General features: G+C 48.7%; 17 protein-coding genes. 3 read left to right on the top strand and 14 right to left on the bottom strand.

The genetic code is table 11. The features are described from left to right. Positions 1-76 precede the first annotated feature (76 nt). A complete protein-coding gene (locus tag PRIO_RS06850; protein WP_020427620.1) occupies positions 77-1,063 on the bottom strand; it encodes an SIS domain-containing protein in 987 nt (328 codons plus the stop codon). A 462-nt stretch (positions 1,064-1,525) separates the two neighbouring features. Here PRIO_RS06850 and PRIO_RS06845 point away from each other — a divergent pair, with 462 nt between their 5' ends. Further along, positions 1,526-2,245, top strand: coding sequence for a GntR family transcriptional regulator (locus PRIO_RS06845; protein WP_020427621.1), 720 nt, complete (start codon positions 1,526-1,528; stop codon positions 2,243-2,245). Between the two features lie 78 nt (positions 2,246-2,323). Here the strand turns inward: PRIO_RS06845 and PRIO_RS06840 are convergent, their stop codons facing one another. The 9 genes from PRIO_RS06840 to PRIO_RS37180 form a co-directional block, all read right to left on the bottom strand. Beyond that, entirely contained in the window at positions 2,324-3,142 is an 819-nt protein-coding gene (locus PRIO_RS06840; protein WP_020427622.1) for a PfkB family carbohydrate kinase, read from the bottom strand. 33 nt (positions 3,143-3,175) lie between these two features. Continuing rightward, complete coding sequence (locus PRIO_RS06835) at positions 3,176-4,003, bottom strand: carbohydrate ABC transporter permease (protein ID WP_020427623.1); 828 nt, start codon at positions 4,001-4,003, stop codon at positions 3,176-3,178. 2 nt (positions 4,004-4,005) lie between these two features. Continuing rightward, positions 4,006-4,890, bottom strand: a complete 885-nt coding sequence (locus PRIO_RS06830) for a carbohydrate ABC transporter permease (protein ID WP_020427624.1) — start codon at positions 4,888-4,890, stop codon at positions 4,006-4,008. 107 nt (positions 4,891-4,997) lie between these two features. Beyond that, positions 4,998-6,311: an ABC transporter substrate-binding protein gene (locus tag PRIO_RS06825; protein ID WP_020427625.1), complete on the bottom strand. Its 1,314-nt coding sequence runs from the start codon at positions 6,309-6,311 to the stop codon at positions 4,998-5,000. A gap of 403 nt (positions 6,312-6,714) precedes the next feature. Further along, the gene (locus PRIO_RS06820) at positions 6,715-7,065 is read right to left on the bottom strand and encodes a type II toxin-antitoxin system PemK/MazF family toxin (protein WP_019913013.1); all 351 of its coding nucleotides are present in this window, start codon (positions 7,063-7,065) and stop codon (positions 6,715-6,717) included. Between the two features lie 3 nt (positions 7,066-7,068). Continuing rightward, entirely contained in the window at positions 7,069-7,350 is a 282-nt protein-coding gene (locus tag PRIO_RS06815) for a CopG family ribbon-helix-helix protein (protein WP_025708964.1), read from the bottom strand. Positions 7,351-7,563: 213 nt separating this feature from the next. Next, a complete protein-coding gene (alr, locus tag PRIO_RS06810) occupies positions 7,564-8,745 on the bottom strand; it encodes an alanine racemase (protein ID WP_020427627.1) in 1,182 nt (393 codons plus the stop codon). A gap of 223 nt (positions 8,746-8,968) precedes the next feature. Then, the gene (locus tag PRIO_RS06805; protein ID WP_020427628.1) at positions 8,969-10,054 is read right to left on the bottom strand and encodes a LolA family protein; all 1,086 of its coding nucleotides are present in this window, start codon (positions 10,052-10,054) and stop codon (positions 8,969-8,971) included. Positions 10,055-10,291: 237 nt separating this feature from the next. Continuing rightward, complete coding sequence (locus PRIO_RS37180) at positions 10,292-10,423, bottom strand: hypothetical protein (RefSeq protein ID WP_020427629.1); 132 nt, start codon at positions 10,421-10,423, stop codon at positions 10,292-10,294. A gap of 256 nt (positions 10,424-10,679) precedes the next feature. On the opposite strand from PRIO_RS37180, the gene PRIO_RS06800 reads away from it, so the two are divergent. After that, positions 10,680-12,737, top strand: a complete 2,058-nt coding sequence (locus PRIO_RS06800; RefSeq protein WP_020427630.1) for a methyl-accepting chemotaxis protein — start codon at positions 10,680-10,682, stop codon at positions 12,735-12,737. A 56-nt stretch (positions 12,738-12,793) separates the two neighbouring features. On the opposite strand, the gene PRIO_RS06795 is transcribed toward PRIO_RS06800, so the two are convergent. From PRIO_RS06795 to PRIO_RS06790, 3 genes are read right to left on the bottom strand one after another with little or no spacing between them, the layout of a single operon-like run. Then, the gene (locus tag PRIO_RS06795; protein WP_081487155.1) at positions 12,794-13,123 is read right to left on the bottom strand and encodes a DUF4367 domain-containing protein; all 330 of its coding nucleotides are present in this window, start codon (positions 13,121-13,123) and stop codon (positions 12,794-12,796) included. Continuing rightward, positions 13,104-13,280, bottom strand: coding sequence for a hypothetical protein (locus PRIO_RS35945; RefSeq protein WP_167345588.1), 177 nt, complete (start codon positions 13,278-13,280; stop codon positions 13,104-13,106). The genes PRIO_RS06795 and PRIO_RS35945 overlap by 20 nt, the downstream gene beginning before the upstream one ends. 11 nt (positions 13,281-13,291) lie before the next feature. Continuing rightward, a complete protein-coding gene (locus PRIO_RS06790) occupies positions 13,292-14,494 on the bottom strand; it encodes an MFS transporter (protein ID WP_039787246.1) in 1,203 nt (400 codons plus the stop codon). A gap of 270 nt (positions 14,495-14,764) precedes the next feature. Here PRIO_RS06790 and PRIO_RS06785 point away from each other — a divergent pair, with 270 nt between their 5' ends. Continuing rightward, positions 14,765-15,340: a TetR/AcrR family transcriptional regulator gene (locus tag PRIO_RS06785; protein ID WP_020427633.1), complete on the top strand. Its 576-nt coding sequence runs from the start codon at positions 14,765-14,767 to the stop codon at positions 15,338-15,340. Here the strand turns inward: PRIO_RS06785 and PRIO_RS06780 are convergent. After that, positions 15,314-15,493: an aspartyl-phosphate phosphatase Spo0E family protein gene (locus PRIO_RS06780; protein WP_020427634.1), complete on the bottom strand. Its 180-nt coding sequence runs from the start codon at positions 15,491-15,493 to the stop codon at positions 15,314-15,316. The genes PRIO_RS06785 and PRIO_RS06780 overlap by 27 nt on opposite strands. Positions 15,494-15,615 lie beyond the last annotated feature (122 nt).

The following is a 15,615-nucleotide window of genomic DNA, read 5'->3' as shown; positions in this document are numbered from 1 at the left end:
ACTTCCCCTCCATCCCTTTTCCCTTTTGTTAGATTTTTCAAGTTCACTCTATATAGATTGAACTTGCCGGAATATCTTAATATTCCATCTTCCACATATAACGGCGCACCGAAAGCGCATGTCCGGTTTCTTCAGATAAATGCTGTGCGTACTGTCTGAGTACTACACCAGCTACAAGGTTCGTAAAGTACGGACGCACATCCGGGGAGATTCCCTCCAGGTCGAAAGTCTCCGCATCAATCAGAATCGTTTTGTCGGAATATTTCACACAGAAATCGTAAGCACGGTCATCCAGCGGCCGGGTTTCTCCCAGCCCTTTAATTACGATGAACGGTACATCAAAGTCTGTAATTTCAAAAGGTCCATGGAAGTATTCCCCGGAGTGGATGGCACTGGAATGAATCCATTGCATCTCCTGCAGCAGGCAGATGGCGAACGAGTAGGCTACAGAATAGTTAATTCCGCTGGCCATGGTGTAAATCAGTTTTTCCCGCTTGTAATTGCGTCCGAATGCTTTGGCGGCATCCAAGGTTAAGGCCTTATTCCGTTCATACACACCATGCAGGCCGTTCTCAATGGAACTGATCGCATTTGCATATTTCTCATTCGGGTACAAAGTCTGGAGAATGCCGAATACCAGCCGGTACAGGATAGCCATACTGGTTTCTTCCCCGCGGAGAGCCTCGCCATAAGGGGCATAATTGTAATGCAGTTTGAATTCTGCAGCCTCCCAGAGCGGTGAATCTACCAGATTGGTCAGGCAAATCGTCAATGCACCCTTCTCACGGGCAAATGTCGTTGCCGCAACCGTTTCCGGGGTGTTCCCGGAGTGGGAGCAGGTAATGACCACGGAACTAGGCCCAAGCGCTTTGGGGGAACGGTGAATAAATTCGTTAGAGGAATAAGCGGCTGAGGGGATCTCAATCTCACGATCCAGAATATATTGCGCTGGTGTAACGTTTGCGAGCGAGCCGCCGCAGGCTACAAAATAGAAATTAGATACCTTTCTTTGGGCTACGGCCTGAATCGCTGCTTCCAGTTGTTGCACATGCTCTTGGTTCATTGATAAACTCCTCCTCTTGTTGTAGATATCTCTGGTATATAGATTGAACTTGTGATTTTTTATTTCGGGATTGATCGTGACTACAGAGAATGTTTGGACTTCCGGCCGCTGTTGTCTACAGATTTCTTGATTTTGTACCGCTGTTCGCGGTGGAAATCCGCAGACAAAGGCGGACGCTACCGCTCCTACAGTTCCAATCTTCTCTTCCGCCACGTTTCCCTGTTTGTATATTTTCAAGTTCAATCTATATAGACCGGAAACATCTAATTGTTACGTTATGTAACGTAATGTATCTATATGTTACTATGGTTATCGCCTGAAATCAACCCTTTTCCTGAAGTTCAAACAGTTTACATTATAAAAAAAGTATTATATATTACCTGTGATTGGCTTTTGACAGCAATAATCGCCAACGTTATAATAATTAGTTGAATTCTAATATCGTTCTCAAAAGGAGCTGCAATGAGACAATTACAGCCGGATAGCATTATCCCTCTTTATGTGCAGTTAAAAGACATTATCAAATCCGATATAGAAGCCGGCATCATGAAGCCGGGGCAGAAGATTCCCACTGAATTTGAGTTATGCGAAATGTACTCGATCAGCCGGCGCACGGTCAGGACTGCGATCAGTGAATTGATTGAAGAGGGCTTGCTTGACCGCAAGCAAGGGAAAGGCACCTTTATCACCACACCTAAGATTCAAGCGAAATTCGGCCCCTCGGTATTGGGATTTACAGAAATTTGCAAGCTTAACAACCTTAGACCTTCCTCCAAATTGGTTGAACAGCGGCAGATTAGTGCCACCTCCAAACTGGCTGAAGCGCTGAATGTTCCTGTGAACTCCAGCCTTGTAGCGATCCGCCGCATTATGCTGGCCGACGAAGTTCCGGTAATGATGGATTACGCCGTGTTTACAGATGCCTACAACTTTTTGCTGCAGGAAAATATGGACAACCATTCGCTGTACGCTACTATCAAAGCCAAACGAGATGTCTCCTTCATGCGCCAGCGCAAATCGATCCAGACCGTATTTGCCGATTCGGCACAAGCACAGTACTTGGAGATTCCGGTCGGCTATCCGCTGCTGCTTTCCCAAGGCACTGTTGTTTCCTCCACCATGGAAATCATTCATTACGGGGAACAGCATATCGTAGGCGACAAATTCGTATTGTATATTTAGTTAGTGAGCAATAAATAACATGTCAAAAAAAGCTGTTCAAGCAATGAACAGCTTGTGACCATACATTCAGGTGTATAATTACTCCCCTATGGGTTTGGGGTACCCGAATCCCCCGTAAAAGGTGCAGGTATACGCGGCAGAATTTGCCCCGGACTGCAGCGCCTCTTCCATAACTCCTTTTTTTAGATAAGATACCAGAAATCCGGCAATGAAGCTGTCTCCCGCTCCCATCGTATCCACGACCTCCGCCGGAGTGACTCCTTGTTTGTACAGCACACCGTTTTTGGAGAACAGCGCGCCTTCACTTCCTTTCGTTATGCCTACAATCTCCGTCCCCAGCCGGTGGCAGGTCTTTATGAGTGCTTCAATCTGCACAGAGTCAAGCTCCGCACCCGAAAAAAATGCATATTTAATATGAGGGCACACCTGCCCTAAATAATCTTCATCCGTCCTTGTGGAGAAGTCGAATGAAATATCGCAGTGTTCCTTAATTACAGGAAGCTCCCTCTCTATGCTGGAATAACAGCTGGTATGGCAGACGTCATGTCCCGCGATATATTCCAGATCCGCAGGCATTAGGCGCAGCCGGAGCAGATGCTGGGCTGTATCCTGGGCACCGCGTACGAATACTCTGTCATTGCCGACCAGCTTCACTCCGGGCGAGCCGCTGTCCGCATACACTCTGCGTGAATAACGGTAGTTGATTCCTTCCTTATCCAGCGAGTCCATAATATGATCGGACTTCTTGTCATTCCCGAATACACCGATATAGGACACTTCCTCGCATCCGTTCCGCTTACAATTCACAGCCACATTGACGGCATTGCCTCCGGGATAGTAGAGCCCTTGATCCAAATAACAATCCGCAACATTGTCGCCTACGGCAATCATTCTCATGGATAAATCCTCCCAAGTTCTTATGTGCGATATTCAGCCTTTTACAGAGCCGTCAGACATGCCCTGAATAAAGTATTTCTGCATAAAAATAAATAGAATAATAAGCGGCATTGAAGAGATGACCAGCCCGGCCAGCAGAACCCCCCAGTCGGTTGACAATGCATCTTTGAAGTTCATCAGCCCGGCCGGAATGGTTCTGTATTTGTCAGAGTCAATAAAGATAATAGAGAACAGAAACTCATTCCAGGCATAATAGGAGGTAAGGATGATGGTAGTCATAATAATCGGAAGAGACATGGGCAGAAAAATATTGAGATAGGTCCGGAAGACCGAACACCCGTCCATGGTTGCCGACTCTTCAATCTCCTTGGGGATGCCCAGGAAATAAGAGCGGATGAGCAGCACTGCGATCGACAGCCTGAAGGCAATGTAGGGCAGAATCAGGGCGAAATACGTATTATGAATATTTAAATTCTGCAAAAGCTTGTACAGCGGTACGAGACACACCTGCGGGTCCAGCATCATTCCACCGAGCACGAACATAAATAGTGTCTTGCTGTACCGGAAACGGAAGCGGCTCAGTCCATACGCACACAGTGAAGCAATGATGACAACGCCCGCAATCGTGCTGACGGTGACAATCACACTGTTCATAAAATAATTGCCTATCCCTTTGGTCCAGGCGGTTACGTAGTTCGAAAACAGCCACTCGCTTGGCAGATTCCAAACAGCGCCAAAAATTTCATCATAGCTTTTAAATGATGAGGACACCATCCAGAACAACGGGTACATCACCAGGACTACCCCTATCAGGAGAGGCAGCAGCACAATGAGTCTGTAAACAGGCAGCTTGCCGGCCATACTCAGTCCCCCTTCCCTGTTCTGAATGATAATGTCTGTATGAGCGCCAGCACTGCTGTAATGACAAAAATAAGCAGTGAGATGGTCGCGGCATAACCCATGCTGTCCCGGACAAAACCGTTCTGATACATCAGAACCGCAATTGTAATGGAACTGGTTCCGGGACCTCCGCCCTTGGTTAGAATAAAGGGTTCGTTAAATACCATGAACGCCCCTGTTATGGTCAGAAGTGAGTTTACAAAAATCATTTCTTTCACCTGAGGCAGCGTGATGCTGAAAAAGATTTTTATTTTGCCTGCCCCGTCGATTTTGGCCGCTTCATAGAGGTCGCGCGGAATTTTCTGAATGGCCACAATGAACAACATCATGCAATAGCCGATACTCTGCCACTGCGATACGGCAATAACGGCATAAATGGCTGTAGTACCGGAACCCAGCCACGGTTTAGCCCAGGCATCAAGTCCCACAGCTTGCAGAAACATATTCAGCAGACCGTCCGTCGGGTTATAGACGAAGGAAAATAACAAACAGATAACCGTAATAGAAATAATAACGGGAATAAAAAAGATCGTCCGGAATATCGCCGAGACCTTTCTCAGAAACTCTTCCTCCAGGATGGCGGCCAGAACCAGCCCAAATCCTACCTGGCAGATTAAAGAGATCACGGCATATTTCACATTATTGATTAAGGCTTTGCCCACAACAGGGTCGGAGAACAGTGTTCTATAGTTATCAAAACCGGCGAATGAGCTTTTTCCTGACAGCAGTGAGATATTCTGAAAGCTATAGAAGAAATTCTGGATTAGTGGCATATATACGAAGACTGCAAGCATCAGCACACACGGCAAGACAAACAAATAAGGAGCTATCGTTCTTCTTGTTCTCATCACTTTCCCCCTGTTTTATCCCGGGAACCCAGTTAGACGCATTTCCCTGTATCTTAGAAGAAAAGAGGGGGGCGGAGCCCCCTCTTTACAGTTGAAGCACTTCGTTTTTACTTTTTAACTGCTTGAAGTTTCTCCGCTGCGGTTTGCACTTCTTTGAGCACATTTTCAGGAGTCTCGATATCCGCGGCAATGGCTTGGCCTCCACGCATAAAGGCATCGGCTACGCTGGCATCCACCGCATTATCAAGCCAAGGGGTGGTTTCTGCCGCATTCTGGATCACTTCGATCGCTTCCAGGGTTCCCGGAGGGGAATTCTCCTTCGTAGCCGCACCAATTACAGTTGTCATAGAACCTACATCCTGCTGAAACTTCGCTGCATTCTCAGGAGAGACAATGAACTTTACAAATTTCTCGGCAAGCTCTTTATTGGCTGTTTCCTTGCTGATCATGAATCCTTCGGGTGCACCTGTCAGACCTTCAGGATTCCCTTTACCTTCGGAGAACTGCGGGAAGTTAAAATAATCAAACTCAAGATCAGGTTTATCTTTCAGATAACCCAGCTCGGCAAACTGCAGATAATGGATCGGCACTTCTCCGGCGATGAACATATTTCTCGTAGCTTCATGGTTGACGGAAGTCGCGTTAGGCCCCATATATGAGGATAATTTCTGCCAATACTTCAGTACTTGTAAATATCCCGGATCGGTAAACTGGCCCGTACCCACTGCATAGTCAGTTGCCAGCACCTCCGGACTCAGCATCCGCTGATTCATTGTGCCCAGGTAGTGCCCCACGGCCCAGGAATCCTGGAGGCCTTCGATAATCGGCGTGTCGTAGCCGGAAGCCTTAAGCTTGTCCAGCAAGGCTATGAACTCGTCCCAGGTCTTTGGTTTTTCCAGACCCAGCTTGCTGAATATTTTCTTATTATAAAAGAAGACTTTTCCATCCATGGTAAAAGGCACACCATATATTTTGTCATCAAAAGTGAAGGATTTCAGCTGATTCTGAACCAGGGTTTTTGCCCAGTCCGGATCAGAGTCGTACATAGAAGTAAGATCTTCAACCCTGCCGGAGGAGACCAGACTTTCGGCAAAGCTGTCCGACCAGGAGGAGAAGACATCCGGGATGTCTCCCGAGGAGACAAGAACCTTGATTTTCTCCTTGTAGTTATCGTTCAGGACGGATTCCATCTCAATTTTGACACCCGGATTCTGTTTTTCGAATTCCTCCTTAATGTAATTGAAATACGAATTTCTTGGTTCATTGGGCCAGCGGTGAAAAAACTTAAGCGTTGTTGTCTTGCCTTTTGAATCCCCATTCCCATTGGCAGCAGGAGTAGAATTATTGCCGCTGCACGCCGTCAGTACTACCAATAAACCCGCCAACATTAACAAGCCCAATTTTCGTCCCATCCGATACATTGTAAATACCTCCCATCGATGATTAACTTATGTAACATAATATAGGTAACGTATTGTTACGTAACAACACTATACCACACCGATAGTTAATTTTAAATCTTTTTTTACAAAACCTTTGATAAGCTCTTTCAAGAGGGGCGAAATGGCAGGATTTAACGTTTAAAACTGAATACACACGGTTCATCTAACGGGGGTTTATTTTGAGAACACAAGAATTATTTATGCAAATTTTAAAATATAAATAACATATAGTGTTATTTATATGGACATGATACTACAATTCACGGGTGGAGCACACTGTAAAATTCATGATATTATTGCTGCGGCCAGCTCAAAGAGGCACACCGGGATCTTCCGGTGTGCCTCTCCATACATTATCCTGTGATCTATAAGTCTGCCCGGCTCAGAAATCAATCAGTCCCAGGCTGATTTGCAGCGAATCATCCACCAGCTTCATTGTTTCATCGTCCAGATGGGTGATCTTATCAGTTAAGCGTTGTTTGTCAATTGTCCGAACCTGCTCCAGCAGTATGACAGAGTCCCTGTCAAAGCCGTGAGCAGCCGCATCAATTTCTACATGCGTCGGCAGTTTAGCCTTCTGAATCTGGGCAGTGATGGCTGCCACAATGACTGTCGGGCTGAAGCGATTGCCAATGTCGTTCTGAATGACCAGTACCGGCCGTACTCCGCCTTGTTCTGAACCCACCACCGGCGAAAGGTCGGCAAAAAAAACGTCGCCGCGTTTAACGATCAATATCTACACCCCGCTTACTAAGCGGCCAAGAGTACTGTCTGCATCTTCCTCCGCGAGAAACGCCTCGCATGCCATGGTCAAATTGATTTTAGCCATTTCCATATAGCCACGCTGCATCGAATCGCGGATGGTCCGTTTCCTCCGTTCGCTCAGATACAGCTTCATGGCCTGCCTGATCAATTCACTCCGGTTGGAGTTCTCCAATTGGACGATCCCATCCACTTCCTGCAAGAGATGATCGGGCAAGCTGATCATGATTCTTTTGGTGTTCTGCAAATTGGCCACCTTCTCTTCCACCCCCACAAACCTTCTGCCCTTGTGTTCCAGTGTTGCAATATACAAGGAATTTTATACAAGGAATATATGCCGCCAGTATATCAAGTATGCTGCATTCCATTATAAACTAGAAATGGCGGTTCGTATAGACCATAAGTCACACTCGTCAATACGACATTATCCTTCTATTCCGTTCTTTGCATCAGCAACGCGGTCAAGACATTAGGTCTGCAGCAAGGGGTTCACCAGGTTAGGAGCAGCGCCTTCGCGTACATACACACGCGGCACCCGGTGGGCCAGCATACAGATTACCTCGTAGTGAATCGTTCCAAGATGGAGCGCCAGTTCGTCTGCCGTGATGGACACGGCACCCTGGCGTCCGATGAGTACAACCTCTTCGCCAGCTTTGATTTGTTCCGCTTCTTCAGCGAAAGATTTGAGCGTTACCATACACTGGTCCATGCAGATGGTTCCGACGACAGGAACGCGGCGTCCGCGTATTAGCACCTCCGCTTTGCCTGTTAGCATGCGGGAATATCCGTCGGCGTACCCCACCGGAAGCGTCGCAATGATCTCCTCGCTGTCTGTGAAGTACCGGGTGCCGTAGCTGATGCCCCAATCGGGCGGCAGGGTTTTGACATAGACTGCCTGCGTCTTCAGCGTCATTACCGGGTGTAAAGCCACCAGCTCGCGGTTCACCTCTGTCGAGGGATAGAAACCGTACAAGCTTATGCCTACACGCACCATGTTACTGGATAGAAGAGGTGTATCAATGGCCGTAGCGCTATTGCCCGTATGTATGATCGGGATGTGAATGTCTCTGTCCCGAAGCGTTTCGGCCACGCTCATAAACCGTCGGTACTGCATCAGTGTATAGCTTTTGTTGCTTTCGTCTGCTTTGGCAAAATGTGTGAACATCCCCTCCAGCTCCGCCTGCGCTACAGAATGCACTTCAGCGATAAAATCGGGGGCATCAGCCGGCAAAAGCCCCAGCCGTCCCATCCCGCTGTCTATCTTGATGTGCACTTTCAGCCGGTGCTCCGGGTCAACCGGAAGCTGTCTAACCGCCTCCAGCACCTCCGGGGTGAACAGTGTTACGGTTACATGGTTCTTCCAGGCAACGGGTATTCCTTCCGGAGAGGTGTAGCCGAGCACCAGAATAGGAATTAGTATTCCCGCTTGACGCAGCTCCAATGCCTCATCCAAAAAAGCAACACTTACATAATCCGCTCCAAGCCGTTCCAGCTCCCGGGTCACTTCCACCGCTCCATGGCCGTACGCATTTCCTTTGACGCATCCCATGAACTTGGTCTCCGCAGGAAGAGCCTTGCGGAAGGCCTCATAATTGGCACGCAGATCATCGAGGTTAATCTCGGCTACTGTAGGTCGATAGCTTGCTTGCACTTCAGGGTCACCTTCTAACATTGTAGTAAAACATCTCTGCATCGTGTTGATTATAGTCTTACCGTCAATGGTAATGCTAATCGAAGGCGGCTGTCAATGTAAGCAGGGAGCTATCTTTTGGCAGAACCTCCAATGGTCCTGTCAGGGTCAGAACAGCTGAAAAAAGCGGATACTGCTTGTAGAGGAATGACTCCCACCATACGCAGTATCCGCCTACTGATATTTACTTACCCGATTGTTCCTCCATAGAAGCGGCAATCTGCATCATTTCGTTCACAGGAAGATTTGCACTGGTGATCCGGTACTGCACCCCATCGCTCATCCAGGTCAGTGTCTTCTGCTCATCACCGGTCAGCGCCCCTGCGGTGAACCCGAGATCAATCAAGGTTGCCGGTGCCAGTGAGACAGCGCGGTCCAGCGGCCGGGACTCAATGATCGTGTACTGGTATGTTCCATCATAGCGGAGAAGCACAGAATGATCCTTGCTGTCCTCAAGTTTGTTGGAATCTTTCAGCTGCACACCGGCTGGGATATAACCCGGTTCAATAATCCCGAAATCACCGGGTTCAGCAGCTGCCGTCTGGCCTTCCTGGCGGGCGTTCTCCGGCGCAGCGACCGGATTGCCATTCTCGTCCACTTCCGCCAGCGTGCTTTCGGATGCGCTGCCTGTTGCCATATTCTTTTGCATATCAAAAGAATCCTTGGTAAATTCCGGATCGAACTTGAAGCTGTCGAACTTCACGTTCACCACAACCTTAGCTTCGGAATCAGAGACCTGCACCTGCTTCGGCTCATAGGTCTTCTTCGCCAGCCAGATTTTCTGGCGGACCAGCGCGCTGCTCTGGTAATTGGCCGCTACCTCGAACACATAGTTGTCTCCATCCTCCGCAAACTGGCGGTTGTTGTCGGAGACAATTCCCCGGAGCAGCGTCTGGTACAGATAGACCTGGCCTTGATTGTCCGGCCAGTCGCTTTGGAAGCGGAAGCTTTTGCCAAGGCTTGGTGTCAGTACGAATACGCCCTCATCATTGCGCAGCACGATTTGCGTAACATCCTTTTGGACGTTCGACAGGCTGATCCGGTAGTAGGAAGGATTCTTGTACCAGACCTCCACCTTATACTCCTGCGGCTGCTCGCCGGTGTACAGCGTCATCGTGCCCGAACCCTGGTAAGCCCCCTGCTTGCTCTCCAGTTTGTCAGACACATTGTTCAAATCCTTGACCACGGAAGCGGCGTCCTTCTTCCCGCATCCCGCGAGCACCAGGGCCACGCTCATAATGATCGCGAGTACCCATGTTATCCGGCGCATGACATCATCCCCTTAACCTGTTTTGAAAAGCATTGATTAGTACATGTCTATGAGGGACTTGCCTGCATTATGCAGACGGGCATGACAAGCAGGATGGATAATGACAGACAGCCGGACAGCAATACAAAAAGCCCGCGCAGAGCGCAGGCTTACTGAGGTGAATTGGGTGAGCAAACAGTCACCAGGACCAATCGGACAGCGCTAAATCACGGATCAGCAGACCGCTGGGCTCCCGCTTCATATCAACCGCGCGATCTTCTCAATCTCAACGGCGGAAGCAGACATCTGCTGCATCGAGGCGGTAATCTCCTCAGTCGCCGCAGCCTGGCGTTCGCTCTGGGCCAGACAATCCATCAGCGTTGCTTCCATCTGGTTAATATTCTGCTTGATCGTCTGCAGAATGCCGGCGATGTCCTTCGCGGACGAGGCTCATTTTGATTGTCCATGACCGCAACAGCTCCCACGAAAACATTTTGGATCATTTTAGTATAGGAGAAAATATCTCTATATTAGATATCTTACCCTGGTGGGATGTAAAATTTTATCATTAAATTAAAGTAAATTTGCAGCCGATATATAACGTAACCATATGAGTAACTTAACAAAAGCAGAGGAGAAAAACAGCATGTGGAAAGCAGACAACGTATCCCCTAAAATAAGCAATATCTCATTGAAGGTTAAACTTCCCGTTCTATTAAGCTTGCTTGTGGCTGTTGTTCTCCTGGCTACTTCGGTCACGGTCTATCTGTTTTCTTCGGACCTGCTGCTCCGCAAGAGCAAGGATGAAATTAATGCGAATAGTGACCGTATAGGCGAGGGACTGTGGACAGCGATGCAGCTTGAGGAACAAATCGCTTATGTCATTTCCGTGCATAATACCTTCAAAGAGCTGCTAGAGCTTAGAGAACAAGGAACCTTATCGGATCAAGCGTTCTTTTCCCCAGACAATCCCCTTTTCAGTAAAGCGAACACCATCCTTCAGGATAGTCTGCAGGGAGGAAATGACTCCTTGCTTGTATTGGATTCGCAAGGGACTATCGTCGCAGGAACCAATAAAGAGAGTTTGGGGCAATCCCGGGTTGACCGGGAGTATTTCACAGAAGCCTTTAAAGGAAAATCGTTTATCAGCGACGCTATTGTCTCCAAATCAAACAACAAACTGCTCCTGGTATTCTCGCAACCGGTCAAATCTGCCGACGGCAAAGTTCTGGGCGTTCTGGCCATGACAGTAGCCAGCGACTTCTTCCTCGACAAACTGGGCAACATTAATATTAATGCCAAAGGTAAAATTGAGGTTCTAAGCCGGGGCGGGATTGTATTATATAATTCCTCCGACCCGGCGCGTATTGGCCAGGATGTCGGTGACGATCCGGGGATCAAACCTTTACTGGAGACCCGGGCAACGGATGAGCTGGAAATCCAGACGACCGAACTGGGCACTGAATACCTGAGAATCAATAAAATTCCCAAGGCCGACCTTACTATATCCGTTATTGATTCCTACGACGATATTGAACGCCCCATTCAGGATATGTTAATGAAGATATTGATTGTAACCGTTATTGCCCTGCTGGTTGCCATTGGTTTCGGACTGCTGCTGTCCCGTTCCATTACCAAACCTGTAGTTACGCTGACCTCACGGTTCAAAACATTGGCTACGGGAGATTTGACGGTGACCGCAGACGGCAGCTATAAAAGTGAGTTCAAGGATCTGGCGGACAGCTTTAATACCATGGTCCAGCAAAATAAAGCGCTCATCACCAATATGAACGATTCGATCACCATACTTAAGACAAGCACCCATGAGCTGGAGGAGACCTCCAAACAGGCCGCCCGTTCTGTGAATGAAACCTCGGTGACCTCAATGGGAATAGCCCAGGCGATGGAGCTTCAATCCAATGATACCGAGCAAATCGTCAATAAGTTCTACGGGTTCAGTGAGAAATTTGCCGGAATGAATGATAACGCGCAAGCGGTCAGACAAAGAGCCGAAGAAATCACCCAGGTCTTCCATACCAGCAATCAGGTCGTCGAAGGGTTGATTGAGATCAGCAGCAAAAATGAACAGGAAGTCCAAAAAATCTCGGCCATCACCGTTAAGCTTCAGGATAGCTCCAACAGCATCAGCAATATTACGGGGGCCATTAATCAGATTGCCGCCCAGACCAATCTGCTTGCCCTTAATGCATCGATTGAAGCTGCAAGAGCCGGGGAGCATGGAAGAGGTTTTGCCGTAGTAGCCTCCGAGATTCGCAAGCTCGCTGAGCAAAGCTCGAGGCAATCGAACGAAATTTATGAGATTATTCAACAAAACCTGGCGTTTGTCGCCGAAAATAATGATAGCGTAATGGAGATTAACCAGATTTCCGCACAGCAGGATGAGCTCGTAGGACAAACCCAAACGGCCTTCCAGACCATTCTGGACAAAATCACAGAAATCACTGTGCAAATCCAATCGATGGCCGATGAAATTGCTCATATGCAAAAGGATAAGGACGAGGTTCTCGATTCAGCTCAAAGCCTGTCAGCTACCGGAGAAGAGGTTTCCGCATCGGTAGAGGAAGTTACCGCTACTATGATGGAGCAATCCTCCGCCGTTGACCAGCTGGCTGAGATGGTGGGAACCATAGATCAGCTCTCGAAAAGCCTGGCCGAAGCAGCCTCCAAATTTCGGATAGAATAAAACAGCAGCGGTTCTCCTAAATGGATAACCGCTGCTTTTTTTCGGCTAATTTCTGGTCAACGGATCGACTCAGCGATCTTCAACACCTCGGACCGCTCCAGACCACAGGTGTTCATAGCATACAACACGCCGTCCGCTTCCCAATGCAGGCTTCTGTCATCCATCATGACAGCATCGGCGCCGTTCACCTGCACTTTTTCCATCTTCCCGCTGGTTGACATTTCGTAGGCTGTTTCCTCGTCGGAATAGCGAAACTGCATGGAGAGCTTCTGGCCGATTTTTTCACTGGTGAATATCAGGTCGAGGTATTTGCCGTTCACACCTTGTTCCCCTTTGCTGAATTCCCCATGGTCAAAAGCAAACCCTTCAGGTAGATACTTCGGCAGCTTTACAAATCTTCCTTATCCCCTCTAGTATCATGGTTTGTTTCTCTGCTGTATGCGGATTATGTTGCACCTTCTGCTGCTTGGTATTTTCATATAAAAAGAAAAGACCGCTCTCCAGCGCTGGTTGATCCAGCCCAGAAAGCAGTCTTTTTAACAAGATCCTGCCGCTTACGCTTGTTTTTTCTCCGTTAAGTAGTACAGGAAGGCCAACACCGGCAGAGCCAGCCCGATCAGAGTAGTCAACCCCCAGCCGCCATACGCATATGCCCAGCCTCCGAGAGAGGAACCAATGGCTCCGCCTATGAAGAAAATAGCCATAAACAATCCGTTCAAACGTCCTCTTGCTTCGTTGCCAAGGGAATAGATCGCCCGCTGTCCAAGCACCAGGTTCCCCGAAACCCCCATATCCAGGATAATGGCTCCCACAACCAGCAGTCCCAGTGTTACTTTGGAATCACTTTGGAACAGGTAAGCGATTAAAAAGGCTGCGGCCGCCAGTACAAACGCAAGCCCCGTCAGGGGTCTGGTCCAGCCCCGGTCCGCCAGTCTTCCGGCAATAGGAGCAGCAACCGCACCGGCAACACCGGCCAATGCGAACAGGGCAATTCCCTGCTGGCTCAGATGATAGGTGTCGGCCAGCCGCAACGAAACGGTCGTCCAGAACAAGCTGAAGGTTCCGAACAGACTGGCCTGATACAGCGCGCGGCGGCGCAGCACCGGTGTAGTCTTCAGCAGCGTCCCCAGCGAACGGATCAATCCGCCATAGTTCATGGTTGGAATAGGCTGACGTTTAGGAAGGACACGGGATAACAGGATCGTCAACAGCGCGATTATTACCGCAGAGATGGCAAAGATCGCATGCCAGCCCCAGAGGCCGGAGACAAAGCTGGCTAGCGGGCGGGCGAACATAATTCCCAGCAGCAATCCGCTCATCACATTGCCCACGACCCGGCCGCGGTGTTCTTCAGCGGCTAAGTAGGAAGCATACGGCACCAGAATTTGTGCGGCTACCGAACCGAGCCCGATAAACAGGGAGGCGGCCAGAAACAACGGCGCATTGGGAGCAAGAGTAGCCGCTGCCAGTGCAGCTACCACAACTGCCAGCGAGGTTACCGTCAAGCGGCGGTTTTCAATAATGTCGCTAAGCGGCACCACAAACAGCAGTCCAATCACATAACCGATCTGGGTCAGCGTCACAATCAGCCCTGCAGCTCCAGAGGAAAGATGAGTAGCTGCGCTGATCGGTCCAACCAGCGTCTGGGCATAATACAGATTCGCAACAATAAGTCCGCAGGAGGCCGCCAGCAGAAAAGTGATCCAGCCGGGGACTGCCTTGCTTGCTGCGCTTGCTTGCGCATGTTTCACGTTCATTCCTCGGCTTGCCTGATTTACCTGGTTCATGTGAATTCCACCCTTCATTTAAATACTAAACGTATAGTTCATTAATTTATGTCCTTATGATATACTGAACGTACAGTTTTGTAAATAGGCAATCTGAAATTTATTTATGAAGTCTGTGATTCACAGCTTATCCTTCGCCAGGCTGGCTAACTCCATGTATGTTTTTGTATAATGAACGTATAGTTTCTTAGGGTGAACCGGAATATGGCTAAGGGTATATTCAAACAGGAGGTTATCATTATGGATAAAAAAAGAGGACGGCCGCGCAATAATGAGGCCGAGGCTGCCATTCTTGCGGCATCCTATGACTTGCTGCTGGAGACGGGATTCGGCGCCGTGACGGTAGAGAAGATTGCGGAACGGGCAAAAGTCAGCAAAGCGACGATCTATAAATGGTGGCCCAATAAAGCGGCTGTGGTGATTGACGGGTATCTGTCCGCCGCTACCGCCCGGCTTCCTGTGCCGGATACGGGTTCCGTTAAGGAGGATATTAGAATCCATGCAACGAACCTGGCCGCTTTTTTGTACAGCCGTGAAGGAAAGGTCATTACGGAGATGATCGGAGAAGGACAATTCGATGCCGGCCTTGCCGAGGCGTACCGGACGAGATTCTTCGCACCGCGCCGTCAGGAAGCCAGACAACTGCTGGAGCGCGGGGTAATGCGGGGGGAACTGAAAAAGGATCTGGATGTAAATTGCAGTATTGATCTTATGTATGGACCGATATTCTACCGGCTGCTGATTACAGGAGACACACTCAATGGAGAATTCGTAGAGAAGCTGTTGGCATTAGCTTTCGAAGGGATTCGAGCGTAGCGATAATTCCTTGGTATACTCATTAATTAATGTGTCCAGCTTCATGGATTGCCTGATCACTTTCGGATGCAGTAGCCCATAGGTTGTTTCCATCTCATTCAGCTTCCTGCGTTCTGCCTCGATGCGCTGCTGAATGGCTTCAAGCTTGTTCATGAACATAACCTCCCCTAGGTAGTTTAGAAGGTTATGTTTAATTATAGGACGCCGAGAGATATGCAGCATTGAATGAAAAACCACCGGAATGCAAGGTTATGCCTTTCCGGTGGTTTTGTTTA

It is taken from the genome of Paenibacillus riograndensis SBR5, from assembly GCF_000981585.1.
GTDB lineage: Bacteria > Bacillota > Bacilli > Paenibacillales > Paenibacillaceae > Paenibacillus_AQ > Paenibacillus_AQ riograndensis.
Note: the sequence above shows the minus strand (reverse complement) of the source record. Positions and strands in the feature narration are given on the sequence as shown.

Excerpts from the sequence above, each read along its gene's own strand:
- PRIO_RS06835 (WP_020427623.1), bottom strand. The coding sequence starts at position 4,003 with ATGGCCGGCAAGCTGCCTGTTTACAGACTCATTGTGCTGCTGCCTCTC.
- PRIO_RS06845 (WP_020427621.1), top strand. The coding sequence starts at position 1,526 with ATGAGACAATTACAGCCGGATAGCATTATCCCTCTTTATGTGCAGTTA.
- PRIO_RS06800 (WP_020427630.1), top strand. The coding sequence starts at position 10,680 with ATGTGGAAAGCAGACAACGTATCCCCTAAAATAAGCAATATCTCATTG.
- PRIO_RS06790 (WP_039787246.1), bottom strand. The coding sequence starts at position 14,494 with ATGAACGTGAAACATGCGCAAGCAAGCGCAGCAAGCAAGGCAGTCCCC.
- PRIO_RS06840 (WP_020427622.1), bottom strand. The coding sequence starts at position 3,142 with ATGAGAATGATTGCCGTAGGCGACAATGTTGCGGATTGTTATTTGGAT.
- PRIO_RS06825 (WP_020427625.1), bottom strand. The coding sequence starts at position 6,311 with ATGTATCGGATGGGACGAAAATTGGGCTTGTTAATGTTGGCGGGTTTA.
- PRIO_RS37180 (WP_020427629.1), bottom strand. The coding sequence starts at position 10,423 with ATGGAAGCAACGCTGATGGATTGTCTGGCCCAGAGCGAACGCCAGGCT.
- PRIO_RS06850 (WP_020427620.1), bottom strand. The coding sequence starts at position 1,063 with ATGAACCAAGAGCATGTGCAACAACTGGAAGCAGCGATTCAGGCCGTA.
- PRIO_RS06785 (WP_020427633.1), top strand. The coding sequence starts at position 14,765 with ATGGATAAAAAAAGAGGACGGCCGCGCAATAATGAGGCCGAGGCTGCC.
- PRIO_RS06805 (WP_020427628.1), bottom strand. The coding sequence starts at position 10,054 with ATGCGCCGGATAACATGGGTACTCGCGATCATTATGAGCGTGGCCCTG.
- PRIO_RS06780 (WP_020427634.1), bottom strand. The coding sequence starts at position 15,493 with ATGAACAAGCTTGAAGCCATTCAGCAGCGCATCGAGGCAGAACGCAGG.
- PRIO_RS06830 (WP_020427624.1), bottom strand. The coding sequence starts at position 4,890 with ATGAGAACAAGAAGAACGATAGCTCCTTATTTGTTTGTCTTGCCGTGT.